Origin of the sequence: Streptomyces sp. NBC_00009 (assembly GCF_045040855.1) — a bacterium.
Lineage (GTDB): Bacteria > Actinomycetota > Actinomycetes > Streptomycetales > Streptomycetaceae > Streptomyces > Streptomyces aureus.
Map to the genome: position 1 here is coordinate 1,720,871 of NZ_CP108312.1, position 13,902 is coordinate 1,734,772.

The 13,902-nt window shown below is 70.3% G+C and carries 8 protein-coding genes; 1 reads left to right on the forward strand and 7 read right to left on the reverse strand.

The features are described from left to right. Positions 1–35: 35 nt before the first annotated feature. The 4 genes from OHA58_RS07650 to OHA58_RS07665 are packed head-to-tail and all read right to left on the reverse strand — an operon-like array spanning position 36 to position 7,194. Positions 36–2,132, reverse strand: a complete 2,097-nt coding sequence (locus OHA58_RS07650; protein WP_405477661.1) for a glycosyltransferase family 4 protein — start codon at positions 2,130–2,132, stop codon at positions 36–38. Then, the gene (locus tag OHA58_RS07655) at positions 2,129–3,937 is read right to left on the reverse strand and encodes a stealth family protein (RefSeq protein WP_405477663.1); all 1,809 of its coding nucleotides are present in this window, start codon (positions 3,935–3,937) and stop codon (positions 2,129–2,131) included. The genes OHA58_RS07650 and OHA58_RS07655 overlap by 4 nt, the downstream gene beginning before the upstream one ends. Beyond that, on the reverse strand, positions 3,934–5,550 hold the full coding sequence (locus OHA58_RS07660) for a sugar phosphotransferase (protein WP_405477665.1): 1,617 nt from the start codon (positions 5,548–5,550) through the stop codon (positions 3,934–3,936). Before OHA58_RS07660 ends, OHA58_RS07655 begins: the two co-directional genes overlap by 4 nt. 15 nt (positions 5,551–5,565) lie before the next feature. Then, positions 5,566–7,194, reverse strand: coding sequence for a stealth family protein (locus OHA58_RS07665; protein ID WP_405477667.1), 1,629 nt, complete (start codon positions 7,192–7,194; stop codon positions 5,566–5,568). 487 nt (positions 7,195–7,681) lie between these two features. On the opposite strand from OHA58_RS07665, the gene OHA58_RS07670 reads away from it, so the two are divergent. Next, positions 7,682–8,773, forward strand: a complete 1,092-nt coding sequence (locus tag OHA58_RS07670) for an LCP family protein (RefSeq protein ID WP_405477668.1) — start codon at positions 7,682–7,684, stop codon at positions 8,771–8,773. 111 nt (positions 8,774–8,884) lie between these two features. On the opposite strand, the gene OHA58_RS07675 is transcribed toward OHA58_RS07670, so the two are convergent. The 3 genes from OHA58_RS07675 to dxs form a co-directional block, all read right to left on the reverse strand. Continuing rightward, positions 8,885–9,988: a hypothetical protein gene (locus tag OHA58_RS07675; RefSeq protein ID WP_405477670.1), complete on the reverse strand. Its 1,104-nt coding sequence runs from the start codon at positions 9,986–9,988 to the stop codon at positions 8,885–8,887. 334 nt (positions 9,989–10,322) lie between these two features. Further along, on the reverse strand, positions 10,323–11,804 hold the full coding sequence (locus OHA58_RS07680; protein WP_405477672.1) for an amino acid permease: 1,482 nt from the start codon (positions 11,802–11,804) through the stop codon (positions 10,323–10,325). 145 nt (positions 11,805–11,949) lie between these two features. Continuing rightward, the gene (gene dxs / locus OHA58_RS07685) at positions 11,950–13,875 is read right to left on the reverse strand and encodes a 1-deoxy-D-xylulose-5-phosphate synthase (protein ID WP_405477674.1); all 1,926 of its coding nucleotides are present in this window, start codon (positions 13,873–13,875) and stop codon (positions 11,950–11,952) included. Positions 13,876–13,902 lie beyond the last annotated feature (27 nt).

Consider the following 13,902-nt stretch of genomic DNA (forward strand, 5'->3'; position numbering starts at 1 on the left):
CTCCGTCCGCGGGATCGGTCGGTCCCGGAAAGGCGTCAGCGGTCTACGACGTTCATGGCCATGGCGCCGGACGCCGAGCAGTAGGGCCTCACCCACACCGGCTTCGCCGGGTGCACGGCGGAGAACTCCGACGGCTCGTCGCCGACGAGCGGGACGCCCGGGTAGGCGAAGGCGTTCTTGACGTCGGGGAAGTCCTCGAGCACATGGCAGATGCGCACTTTCTCGCGGTCGTGCGGATCGGGCTGCAGCCACCAGTCCCAGTCCTCCCACCGCTCCAGGCGGTGGTCGACGACGCGGCGGACCGGAGCCTCGGCGCGGAAGGAATGGCTGCCGAGGACCTGTACGGGCACCGTGAAGTTGAGTGCGTGCGGACCGCGGCGGCTGAGCACGAAGAGGGCGCCCGGCTGGATCCTGGGTCCCCCGCACAGCACGCCGGTCAGCACGATCCCGTGGTCGCCGACGTCGACGGACGTGCACTCCACGTGGGTCGCGCGCACCACGGTGCGCAGCATGAGCTTGCCGTTCGGCTGAGCGTAGGGAAGGTTCCAGCCGACCTGACCCGCCACCGGATGCGAGAGCAGGCGGGCCCGGGCGTCGATCAGCGCGCGGGTGTCGCGCAGCCCGGCCTTCAGGTGGACGTTCTCGTGCTTGGCGGAGCGCATGGTCACGCGCCAGCGTCCGTCGCCGAGTTCGTCGAGCGCGGCGGGGGTCAGTGCGGCGCCGTAACGGGTGCCGCCGTTGGCGAGGGGCTTGCGGACGGTCCGCAGCTCCATGTCGGGCAGGGGCTGCCCGTCGGAGGGGCTGTGGCGCAGCACGAACTGCCAGCGGCGCTTGCCGTCGGCCGGACCGTCGACGGAGAACCTCAGCCATCCCGCGTCGTCGCTCGTGACGTCGGCGCGCGCCGCTCCCATGGACACGGGCGGCACGGTCGCGTCGGCGTGCGTGGCCTCGCGCGGCGCGGCGGGCCTGCGGTAGCCGCGTTCGGCGGCGGCGCGGCGGCTCGCGGCATCCTCGAAGAGGTCCACGTAGGTGGCCGCGACGGCCTCGGGGTCGTAACGGGCCGAGTTGCGCAGCGCGTTCGCGCCCATGTGGGCCCGGAGCATGTCGTCGGCCATGAGCCGGCGCAGCCCCTGGGCGATGGCCTCGGCGTCACCGGTCCGTACGAGGAAACCGTCCTCGCCGTGGCGCAGGATTTCCCGGGGACCCACCGGGCAGTCGGTGGAGACGACGGGCAGGCCGCAGCGCATGGCCTCGACCAGGGTCATGCCGAAGGACTCGGCGCTCGAGGTGACCGCGGCGATGGAGCCCTTGGCCCACTCGGACTCGATGGGCGAGAAACCGCCCATGAGCAACGCCCGTCCGGCCAGGCCGAGTTCGGTGACCAGGGTGCGCAGCTTGGCGGCTTCACCGCCGTCGCCGTAGATGCGCAGCTGCCAGTCGGGGAACTCATCCGCGAGCAGGCCGAAGGCGCGTATCAGGAGGTCGTAGCGCTTGATGTGGTGCATGCGGCCCGCGCTGACGACGACCTTCCGCGCGCAGTCCGACGGCGCGACGGCGGGCTGCGGAACGCTGTTGGGGATGCCGACGACGGGGATGCCCGGGATCGGGGTGTTCTCCATGAACGAGCGAGCGTCCGCCTCGGTGACCGTGGTGATGGCGTCGAGGCGGGGATAGACCTGCGCCATCCGGGCCCGTACGGCGGGCGGGATCGCCAGGTGTGTCATGTGCTCCTGGGCCACGCGCAGCGCCCCGTCGCGGGTGAACTCGGCGACGAAGAGATTGAGGCTGGGGCGGGTGCCGATGACGACGTCAGCGCCCGTGCGCTCCAGGTCCTGGATGATGCGCTGGTCGCTGAACTTGCTGTACTGCGCGTAGAACTCCTCCTGGCGCGGCACCACCTCGCTCGGCTCGCCGCTGCCGGGGGCGTCGCGGTCGGAGGATCCGGGGCGCAGGTCGACGAGGGCCCGCACGGTGATGCGCGGAGAGATCTCGAACTTCGTGGCGGTGCTGCGCCGGAACACGGAGACGATCTCGACGTCGTGGCGGACGGCGAGGGCCTCGGCGAGGTTGATGACGGTGCGGTTGGTGCCGCCGATGCCGTAGATGTTGTTGATCAGGAAGGAGATCTTCATCGGATCCCGCTCTCCTTCCGCTGCTGGGGAACACGCTGTGTGGGGATCAGCGGCGCGTGCTGTTTCTCGAACGGGCTCGGCACGGGGTAGTACGACTCCAGGAAGTCCCGCACCATGTCGCCCTGGCGCCCCACGTCGAACGTGTCGGAGACCGTGTCGTTGATGCAGAACGCCTGGCGGTCCCGGCGTGCCAGCAGGATCCCCAGGCGGCGCGCGATCTCCGGCCTTGCCAGGTCGAGATAGGCGAACGCGATGTCCGAGGGGACCGCGCGGCCGGTGAAGTAGGCGTAGTAGTGGTACAGCGACGACGGGATGGAGATGTCGGTCGTGCTGCGGAACCGGCTGTGGGACGTGCCGAGGTGCGCGTCCCTGAACTCGCTCTCGATCTCGTAGAGGACGCTGCGGCGCAGGGCGTACGGGGCGTGGCGCAGCTTCTGGACGATCGCGGAGCCGAAGTTCTCCAGGATGAGGCGGCGGTTGTTCTTGCCCGCCGCGTCCACCGGCCTGTCCCCCGACGCGTCGTCCCAGCGGGGGAGCTGGGAGGGGGAGAAGAAGGTGCGGGTCACGCCGTTGGAGAGGAAGAAGTCCTGGGGGGTGACGGGCGCGCCGAGGAACATGTCGTCGTTGAAGTAGAGGAAGTGCTCGGACAGGCCGTCGATGTGGTGGAGCTGGCTCTCGATGGCGTGTGAGTTGAAGGTGGGCAGGGCGGCGGGGTCGTCGAAGATCTGGGAGTGGTCGACGACGGTGATGCGCGAGCCCCGCTCGTTCAGCCAGGCCGGACGCTGCTGGTCCGTCACCACGTAGATGTGCCGCACCCAGGGGGCGTTCTGCTCCAGCGCCCGCAGGGAGTAGCGCAGCTCGTCCCGGCTGATGTAGCGGGCCGCGTTGGCGGACTCGGCGTGGTAGCCGCCGTCCTCGATACCGGCCCGCCTGCGCTGCCAGGCGGGGTCGTTGCCGTCGACCCAGGTGTAGACGACGTCGATGGGAAAGCGCACGTCCTCGGGCAGCGGCTGGGCGCAGGCTGCGACGGTGCGCACGGACCGGGTGCGCCGGGTGTGCAGGGCGGCGAAGCCGGTGAGGCGGCTGATGGGGACGCTGATCCGGGGCTCGTCGAGGGTGATGTCCTCGGTGACCCGGTTGGGGCGGGGCGCGACGAGGCGGCCCTCGCTCTCGTGCCAGAACTCGATGTCGCAGCCGTGCTCCAGGCCGAGGACGAGCGAGGCGCCGGGGTCGCTCCACACCATGCCGGTGCGCAGGACCGGCGCGGTCCGGGCGATGCGCCGGCCGCCGCGTGACGCGCACAGGACGGGCTTGCCCCGCTGGGCCGCGCCGTAGCAGGCGACGATGTACACGGGCGCGGACGCGCGGGTTCCCACCAGGACGTCGGCCACCCGCGCCCGGTCGGCCTCGGCGACGGCGAGCGTGGAGCGGAACTCGGAGGTGCCGCGCACCACGAAGTGGTCGATGCCCGCCGCTTCCAGGAGTGAGACGACGAGTTCGAGGTTGGCCTCGCGCAGTCCGAGCGGGGAGGTGGTGGGGCGTACGAGGGCGATCTGCGCGCCCCGGTCGGCGAGCACGGCGAGCCGTTCGCCGTCGCCGAACAGATGCGGCCAGGCCCGTCGGGCCCGGACCCCGCGGACGAAGCGGAAACCGAGGGTCAGGGTCGTCAAGCGGCGCAGCACGCGCTTGATGGCCATGCGCAGCCGCGCCGGTACGCGGCGTGCGACGCGACGTCTGAGGGAGGCGGGGACGAGGGAGCGGTATACGCCCACCGCCGCGGATGCCTCGGGGTTGCCATTGCTCACGTGTGGTCGTCCGGGTCGTCTGGGCCGCCGTGCTCGAAGGGGCTGGGCACGGGGAAGTAGCGGTGGAGGAAGCGGATGACGGCGTCGGTGCCGCCGTGGGCCAGCGCGTCGTCGCTGCCGAGCCCGAAGAAGTGCATCTGCTGGGTGTCGCGCCGCACCAGGAGCCGTTCCAGGCGGCGGCCGATGTGCGGCAGCGCGGCGTGCAGCGCGACGGTGGCCTCGCCGGAGGGGTCGGCGAGCCCGGAGCAGTGAGCGAAGTGGTGCGCGAGTCCGTCGCCGGGGTGGGTGCCGGGGAGTGTGGGCACCCGTTGGTCGTCGGGGCCGGGAACGAGCAGCATGCCGACGCCCGCGAGCCGGCCGAGGGCCTGGCACGAGTGCGGCTGCGGGCCGGCGGCATAGCCGTGCGACACGGCGCGCCCGGTGGCGCCGAGGGCGGCCCGCGGCCACTGCTGGAAGGACTCCTCGGCGGTCCACAGACCCTTGCGGGGGCGGGTCTCGCGGTGCGGCGTGAAGTAGTCGAAGGGGCGCACCGGACGGCCGAGGAGGGCGCCGGGGCGCATCAGCAGGAAGGTCTCGGCGACGTCGGGAAGCCGGTGCAGCTGGGAGGTGGCTCCGGCGCCCGCGGGGACGACGGTGAGCCGTTCGTCCGCGCGCAGCCAGTGCGGGGGCGGAGCCTGCGCGACGACGTGGACGAGGTCGATCCAGGGCGCGTACTGATGCAGGGAGCGCAGGGTCGCGCGGAGCAGTTCCTCGCCCCAGGGGGTCGGGTGCTGCCACAGGACCACCGCGTCGACGGGGAACGTGATCTCCTCGAGGCGCGGTATGTCGAAGTCCTCGAGGGTGATGGTCGGTTCGGCGTCCCCGTCGATGTCGGAGTACGCGCAGAGCCGGTCGAAGGCGATCTCGATGCCCAGGGCGTCGCGCGGAACGACGCGCTGGACGCGGTTGGGACGCGGCCCGACGAGGCGCTCGTCGGCCAGCTCGTCGTTGACGGTCCAGAACTCGATCTCGACGCCCTGGTCGTCACCCACCCACAGGTTCTGGGTGGGGTCGGTGCGCAGCCAGGTGAGCCGTACGACCTTGGCCTTGCCGTAGTTCTTCCACGCCTTGATGTGGCTGCCGGGGACGGTCGCGGTGTCGTTCGCGGAGGGCGACACCGAGACGACATAGCCGGTGTGTTCCTCCAGCAACGCGCGTAGTACCCGCCGGACCTGGCCCTTGTCCCGCTGTTCCACGGCGATGCAGACGCGGCGGTCGTCGAGCGCGGGCACGGTGAACCAGGGGATGCCGGCCGCGTCGAGGGCGTAGGTGACGAGATCGTGGTCGAGGCGGCGCGCGAGGTCGGCGGTCACCCCGGTGTGGACGTGGCCGATCCGGCCGTCGGGTGCGGGGACGCGGCGCTCGGAGACGCTGATGGCGTCGGACCTGCGGACGCGGCGCAGCGCGCGCCGGTGCAGCCGGGCCTCACGGCGGTTGAGGGTCCTGGCGAGCCCGCCCTTCACCTTGCGCCGTACGCGGGGCGGCACGCTGTGGGCGGCGACGGAGCGGACCGGCTGCGGAACGATCCGCTGGTAGACGTGTGCGGCGGAGCTCATGGACGTCGAGTCGGACACTTCATGAACTCCGTTTCATCGCTCGTAGGGGCTGGGTGTGGGGAAGTACGCGTTCAGGAATCCGTCGAGGAGCTCCTGCTGCGCCTCGATGTCCTCCGGTGTGGAGAAGGCGTCGTTGAGGCAGAAGGAGTCCTGGCTGCGGCCGTCGAGCAGACGCTGCAGCCGGTCCGCGAGGTCCGGCACCGCGAGCTGGAGGTAGGTGAACGGCATGGAGCCGGTCTGGGCTCGGCCGGTCATCGCCGCGTAGTAGAGGGCGAACGACGACGTGGGTGACAGGTCCGTCATCGCGCGGAACCGGCTCGCCGACGTGCGGGCCCAGGCCTGAGGGAAGTCGAGCTCCGCCTCGTCCATCGCGCTGCGCCGCAGGGCGTAGGGGATGTGCTCCATGGGCTGGGTGATGACCTTGCCGAACCGCTCGCGCAGGAGGGCGCGATTGTTCTTGCAGGCCGCGTCGACCGGGGTGTCGGTCTCGACGACCGGGCCCTGCGGGATCCGGTTGCGGGAGGGGAAGTACCGGGCCGTGCCGGACGGCGTGAAGAAGGCGTGGGGTGCGACCGGCCGGCCGATGAACATGTCGTCGTTGAAGTACAGGAAGTGCTCGGACAGGCCCTGGATGTGGTGCAGCTGGCTCTCGATGGAGTGCGAGTTGAACGTGGGCAGGTCCGCGGGGTTGCGGAAGATCTCGCGGTGAGTGGCGATGCGGCAGCCCGGCAGGTCCTCGCGCATCCACTCCGGCACCTGGTCGTCGGTGACGATGTAGATGTTCCGGATCCACGGCGCGAACATGTACAGCGAGCGCACCGAGTAGCGCAGCTCGTCGCGGCTGATGAAGCGCGCGTCGCTGGCGGACTCCGCGTGGTAGACCTCGCCCTTTGCGGAGGCCTTGCGGCGCTGCCAGGCAGGGTCGTTGCCGTCGACCCAGGTGTAGACCGCGTCGACGGGGAAGTCGATGTCCTCGGCCATGGGCACCAGGAACTCCTGCCGGGTGGGCAGGGCGGGTGCCAGGTGCGCGGGCGTCGCGTCCGAGACGAAGCGGCTGAACAGGCGGGCGGGTCCGGCCACGTTGGGCTGGTCGCCCCAGACGGACCAGGTCACGCGGTTGGCGCGGGGTGCGACGAGGTGGCCGCCGTGCCAGCGCCAGAACTCGATGGCGCACCCGTACTCGTGACCGAGCAGCAGGTGGCCGCCGGGGTCGGTGCGGTACCAGCTGACCTGGATCGCGGCGGCGTCGCGCACGCCCCGCCAGGCGCTGGGGTCCCCGGAAGGCAGGGGCTTGGGGGCGCGCACCGGGTCCTGCGCGATGACGCTGAGGTGACCGGGGAACCGGCCCAGGCCGCGGAAGACGGCCCCGAGAACGCGATCACGGTCGGGTTCGGCGACGGCGATGACGGTGCCGTGGTCGGACGTGCCACGGACGGCGAAGTGCGGGATGCCCTCGGCGTCGAGCAGCGCGGCGACGGTCGAGCGGTTGGCCTCGCGGGCGCCGAGCGGCGTCACCGAGGTCTCTACGTACGCGCCTTCGTGCGGCGTCTCGGCCTGCGGGTACGAGGGAACCTGCGCCGGCACACCGGAGCGGGGCGGGACGGACTGCGGCGCGATGTTCCACGCGTCCGAGTACGTGATGGGCCCAGGGATGGTCGTCATGCGGCTCGCCCCCCGGCGTATCGCGCCGCCCGATACCCCCCGGCGCGCGGCCTCAGCCACTCGGACAACAACAACTCCTCCATCACGGAACGCAGGCGTGGACCTGCGGCGAACCTCAGGTCCTGGCGTGCGCGACCCCCCCGAGTCGTTTGCCTTTTGCCTAAAAAACTTCGATCAAGCGTGATCAAGCCCGAAATGTGCGAAGAAATGACTGACATTCACAGGCTGGCCACATCTTCAGGTGTCGACTCGGCCGATGTCAACACAGCCCACATGTCTGGATCAATCGGACTTCCAGTAGTACGTCAGGACATAGCAGACAGCGTGAACAGTGGAGGAACAGAAGCCAAGTCTGAGGATTCGAAAATACGTCTATAGTGCATCGACATCCACGCAAAGCCCCGGGCCGGCCGCCTCCCCCCACCCGAGCCCAGTCCCACCTGCACCTCGGGTATCGGAAATCGAAAGCGGAGAGAGGCCTCCTGGCATGTCGCACACCCTGACGGACTCCGGTGCGCGCGGCGCCCGGCGCGCGGCGCCCGACCGGCGTAAGAAGAAGCCCAAGCGCAAGCGCCGGACGGGACGTTGGATCGTCCTCGGCCTGGTGCTCGTACTGCTCGCCCTGGGCGGCACAGCCTGGTGGATGTACAGCAGCCTCAACTCGAACCTGAACAACGTCGACATCGACAAGGCTCTCGGAGACGACCGCCCCGAGAAGCTTCCGACCAGCGGACAGAACATCCTGGTGCTCGGCTCGGACTCGCGCGCCGGCGCCAACTCCGCGCTCGACGGCGCCAAGGTCAGCGGAGCCCGCTCCGACACCGCCCTCGTGGTGCACATCCCGCAGGGCCGCAGCCGGGCGACCGCGGTGAGCATTCCCCGCGACACCCTGGTGACCCGCCCGGCGTGCACGACGACCTCGGGCAAGTCACTGCCCCAGGCACAGCGCGTGATGTTCAACTCCGTTTATTCGACGGGTGGTCCGGCCTGTGTCGTGAAGACGGTCGAGAAGATCTCCGGCATCCGCATGGACCACTACATGGAGATCGACTTCGCCGGCTTCAAGGGCCTCGTCGACGCCATCGGCGGAGTGACGGTGACCGTCGACAAGCCCATTCACGACAAGTCGAGCGGCCTCGACCTCGAAGCGGGCACGCACAAGCTGAACGGCACCGAGTCGCTCGCCTTCGTCCGCACCCGGCACGGCGTCGGTGACGGCAGCGACCTCGGACGCATAGGCCTGCAACAGCAGTTCATGCTGGCGCTGCTGAGCGAGATCAAGAAGCAGGACCTACTCGGCAGCCCCACGAAGACCTACAAGATCGCCGACAAGCTGACGTCGTCGCTCACCACCGACTCGGGCCTCGACTCGCTGACGTCGCTCGCGGACTTCGGACGCAGCATGAAGGGCGTCGACCCCAACACCATGGAGACGATCATGCTCCCGGTGGCGTACGACAAGCAGGACCCCAACCGGGTCGTCGCAGCCGAGCCGCAGGCGCACGACCTCTGGAAGGCGCTGCGGGCCGGCGAGCCCGTCCCGGAGTCGGCGAAGAAGTCGCCCGCCACGGGCGGCTGACCCACCGTCACGAACGAAGCGTCCCGCCCGGATCTCTCCGGGCGGGACGCTTCGTGGTTCAGGTGTCGCGCCCTGCGGCCTGACGGGACCGGCATTGCGGGCGGTCCGCCGTCAGGCGCGGACCGAGGTCTCCAGGGCGAGGCCCGGCTCGCGCCGCTGGCGCGCGACGTAGAGCGCCCCGTCCTTGCCGATGACGGCGAGGACCACGCGGCCGAGGGCGTCCACCGCCAACGCGGGTGAGCCCACGGCCTGTTCACCCGTGGGAGACCACCACAGCCCCTGGCTCTCGTTCTCCGAGACGCAGGCCGCGAGCATGATCTGGTCGTCGCCCCCACGGTGCGCGAGCACCGTGCAGTCGTAGCCGTCGAGGTTGGCGCGCAGTGCGGCGACCGGGCTGGGAGCGGGCGCGCCGCCCAGGGGGATCGCCCAACTGCCGGGCCGGTAGGCGACGATCCCGTTGCCGCCCGTGTCGTTCCAGTAGTACGTCAGCCGGTCGGGGCCCGTCTCCAGACCGACGACGCCGTCGGCGGGCGCCGAGAGCGGGACGTTCGGGGACTGGTGGAACTCGCCGTCCGTCTCGGTCTGGTACCAGTGCGGAGCAACGGGGTTGCGCGTCGGGGCGAGGACCTCGACGCGTCCGGCCGAGGTGGGGACGGCGGCGATTCCGTCGCCGAGGCCGCTGCCCTTCAGGTCCGCCCACGCCTCCCAGCTGCCCTTCTTGTCCTCACGGCGCATCATCAGGCCGCCGCCGGCGTTGCGGGCGAAGACGTGCACCGTGCCGTTCGAGTTCACGGCTCCGACCGGCACACCGAACCGGGCGCCCTTCGCGCGGTCCTTGTGCGGGTTGCCGAGCGAGCGCCACTCGGTGACCGGCCTGCCCGTCTGGTACTGGATGGCGTGCACGATGTCGACGTCCACTCCCCCGTCGGCCCGCGGCTTCGCCCGGCGGCCGAGGAAGTGCACGTACGTGTCCGCGCCCTGCACGACGGTGACGTGGCCGAGATGGGTGCCGGGGAGGAAGTCGGGCCCGGTCCACCGGGGGCCGCCGGGCGTGACCTCGGTCCACCGCAGCATGCCGCCCTCGGTGAGCGCGTACGCGGTGAGCCTGCCGTCCTTGCCCCGTGTCAGCCAACGCCCGTCGGCGGCACCGGTGGCGGTACGACGCTCGACGCCGTGGTCATCGGTTCGCTCGTCGATAGCGTTTCTGCCCCGCATGACCGCCGTCACCTTCCGTCAACCTCACGCCCGGCATGTGCGCAGGGAAACCATGAATTCGCCACATCATATGCCTCAGCGAAATCCGTCCCCACAGCGTTACCGGGTGTCACAGCCGCCTAGTGCCTGTCGTCAAATTCCCGTCGTCCGCCCGGAGGGCGGGCCTGGCGGCGTCTGGTGCGTGCGATCGCAAGGCGCCGGAGAGCCCTCGTAGCGGAGCTACTAGGGTTTTTCGGCAACGCCGCATGGGGGTCCCCCCTGCTCGAGCGAAGCCGAGAGCTTGGGGGAGTGCGTGCCAGACGCCGCCAGGCAGGCGGGAATTTGACGACAGGCCCTACTGTCCGGCGTCCCTGCCCAGCCGACTGTGCGACCTCCCATACACGAAGTACACGATGAAGCCGAGCACCATCCAGACGGCGAAGCGGATCCAGGTCTCCGCGGGCAGGTTCAGCATCAGCCACAGGGACGCGAGCACCGACAGGATCGGGATGAACGGCACCAGGGGGGTGCGGAAGGCGCGGGGCAGGTCGGGGCGGGTGCGGCGCAGGATGATGACGCCGAGCGCGACGACGACGAACGCGAAGAGCGTGCCGATGTTCACCAGTTCCGCGAGCTCGCTGAGGCTGGTGAACCCGGCCAGGATCGCGATGATCACGCCGAGCAGGACGGTCGGCCGGTACGGGGTCTTGAACCTCGGGTGGACGACGGAGAAGAAGCGCGGCAGCAGCCCGTCACGGCTCATCGCGAAGAACACCCGGGTCTGGCCGAGGAGGAGGATCAGGCAGACCGTCGTCAGGCCGACCGCGGCGCCGAAGCTGATGACACCCGCGTACCAGGGGTGCCCGGTCGCCTTGAAGGCGTCCGCGAGCGGGGCGTCGATGGACAGCTCGCTGTACCTCTGCATGCCCGTGACGACGATCGACACCGCCACGTAGAGCGTCGTGCAGATGAGGAGGGAGCCCAGGATGCCGCGCGGCATGTCCCGCTGCGGGTTCTTCGTCTCCTCGGCGGCGGTGGCCACGACGTCGAAGCCGATGAAGGCGAAGAAGACGACGGAGGCGGCGGTGAAGATGCCCATGACTCCGAAGTCGGTCGGCGTGTAGCCGAACATCAGCTGCACGAGCGGGGACTGGATGCTGCTGCCCGCCTCCTGTGGCTGCGCCTTCGGGATGAAGGGCTTGTAGTTGTCGGCCGTGACGAAGAAGGCCCCCGCGATGATCACGATGAGGACGACGGCCACCTTGATGGCGACGACGACCGTGGTGACGCGGGCGGAGAGCTTCATCCCGAGGACGAGGATGACGGTGAGCACCAGGACCAGGGCGGCGGCGAGGATGTCGAAGCCGAACCCCGTGGCCCCGTCCCGCCCGCTCAGCGAAGCGGGCAGATGCCAGCCGGCGTTGTCCAGCAGCGAGCGCACATAGCCCGACCAGCCGACGGCGACCACCGCCGTGCCGAGCGCGAACTCGAGCACCAGGTCCCAGCCGATGATCCAGGCGGGGAGTTCGCCGAGTGACGCGTACGAGAAGGTGTACGCGGATCCGGCGACCGGGACGGTGGACGCGAACTCCGCGTAGCACAGCGCGGCCAGGCCGCAGACGACGCCGGCCGCGACGAAGGCCAGGGCCACCGAGGGGCCCGCGTTCTCCTTGGCGACCTTGCCGGTGAGGACGAAGATGCCGGTGCCGATGATGACACCGACGCCGAAGACGGTGAGGTCCAGAGCGGACAGCGACTTCTTGAGTGCGTGCTCCGGCTCCTCAGTGTCCAAGATCGACTGTTCGACCTTCTTCGTCCTGAAGAGGGTGCTGCTCACGGGACTACCTCCACGCTTGACGTCCTCGACATGATCGAGGGGGCGTGGGCTGCGTATGCCCCGACATAAGTCGATTCACGCGAATGGGCCGGTTTCACCACTCGTACAGGGTGGGGAAACCGGCCCACTGGGCCCGTAGGCAGTGTCAGTCGCGGGCGGGCTGTACCGCGTCCGTGGCCGTCGCGCGCTCGAAGCGGCCGTCCAGCTTGGCGACCAGACCGGTGACCTGACGCGCGATGTCGGGGGCCGTGAGACCGATCTCGGCCATGACCTCCTTGCGCGAGGCGTGGTCGAGGAAGCGCGGCGGGATGCCGAAGTCACGCAGCGGTACGTCGACACCCGCGTCGCGCAGGGCCTGCGCGATCGCCGAACCGACGCCTCCCACACGGGAGTTGTCCTCGACGGTGACGACGACGCGGTGCTGCTCGGCGAGCGGCGCGAGCGCCTCGTCGACCGGCTTGACCCAGCGCGGGTCGACGACGGTCGTGGTGATGCCCTGCTTGTCGAGGAGGCCGGCGATCTCCAGGCACATCGGGGCGAGCGCCCCGACGGAGACCAGGAGGACGTCCGGCTTGGCCGCCGACGGCCTGCGCAGCACGTCCATGGAGCCGACCTTGCCGACGGCCGGGACCGCGGGTCCGACGACACCCTTCGAGTAGCGGACGACGGTCGGCGCGTCGTCGACCTCGACGGCCTCACGCAGCTGGGCGCGCAGCTGCTCGGCGTCGCGCGGGGCGGCCAGCCGCAGGCCGGGGACGACCTGGAGCATGGACATGTCCCACATGCCGTTGTGCGAGGCGCCGTCGTCGCCCGTGACGCCGGCCCGGTCCAGGACGAAGGTGACACCGCACTTGTGCAGCGCGACGTCCATGAGGACCTGGTCGAAGGCGCGGTTGAGGAACGTCGCGTAGACCGCGAAGACCGGGTGCACCCCGCCGGTGGCGAGACCCGCGGCCGAGGTGGCGGCGTGCTGCTCGGCGATGCCGACGTCGTAGATGCGGTCCGGGAACGCGTCGGCGAACTTCTTCAGGCCGACGGGCTGGAGCATCGCGGCGGTGATCGCGACGATGTCCTCGCGGTCGTGGCCGAGCTTGACCATCTCGTCGCCGAAGACGGACGTCCAGCTGGCGGCCGAGGCCTTGATGGGCAGGCCGGTGTCCGGGTGGATCGGGCCGATGCCGTGGAAGCGGTCGGCCTCGTCCTGCTCGGCAGGCTTGTAGCCGCGGCCCTTCTCGGTGAGGCAGTGCACGATGACCGGTCCGCCGAACCGCTTGGCGCGGGCCAGGGCCGACTCCAGGGCCTCGATGTCGTGGCCGTCGATGGGGCCGACGTACTTCAGGCCGAGGTCCTCGAACATGCCCTGCGGGGCGATGAAGTCCTTGAGGCCCTTCTTGGCGCCGTGCAGGGTCTCGTAGAGCGGGCGGCCGACGACCGGCGTGCGCTCCAGGAGGTCCTTGCCGCGGGCCAGGAACCGCTCGTAGCCGTCCGTGGTGCGCAGGGTGGCCAGGTGGTTGGCGAGGCCGCCGATGGTGGGGGCGTAAGAGCGCTCGTTGTCGTTGACGACGATCACGAGGGGGCGGTCCTTGGCGGCCGCGATGTTGTTCAGGGCCTCCCAGGCCATGCCGCCCGTGAGCGCTCCGTCGCCGATCACGGCGACGACGTGGTCGTCCTTGCCGCGCACCTCGTTCGCCTTGGCGAGGCCGTCGGCCCAGCCGAGGACCGTGGAGGCGTGCGAGTTCTCGATCACGTCGTGGTCGGACTCGGCGCGCGAGGGGTAGCCGGACAGGCCGCCCTTGGTACGCAGCTTGCCGAAGTCCTGGCGGCCCGTGAGCAGCTTGTGCACGTAGGACTGGTGACCGGTGTCGAAGAGCACCCGGTCCTTCGGCGAGTCGAACACGCGGTGCAGCGCGATGGTCAGCTCGACGACGCCGAGGTTGGGGCCGAGGTGGCCGCCGGTCTTGGATACCGCGTCGACCAGGAAGGTCCGGATCTCGCCGGCCAGCTGGTCCAGCTGTTCCAGGCTGAGCCGGTCCAGATCGCGCGGTCCCGTGATGCGGGTCAGCAGCGGCACCCGTGCCTCCTTGCGATAGAGCTGTTC

Bases quoted from the DNA above. Each gene is read 5' to 3' on its own strand.
- OHA58_RS07675 (WP_405477670.1), bottom strand. From the start codon at position 9,988: ATGCGGGGCAGAAACGCTATCGACGAGCGAACCGATGACCACGGCGTC.
- OHA58_RS07665 (WP_405477667.1), bottom strand. From the start codon at position 7,194: ATGACGACCATCCCTGGGCCCATCACGTACTCGGACGCGTGGAACATC.
- OHA58_RS07650 (WP_405477661.1), bottom strand. From the start codon at position 2,132: ATGAAGATCTCCTTCCTGATCAACAACATCTACGGCATCGGCGGCACC.
- OHA58_RS07670 (WP_405477668.1), top strand. From the start codon at position 7,682: ATGTCGCACACCCTGACGGACTCCGGTGCGCGCGGCGCCCGGCGCGCG.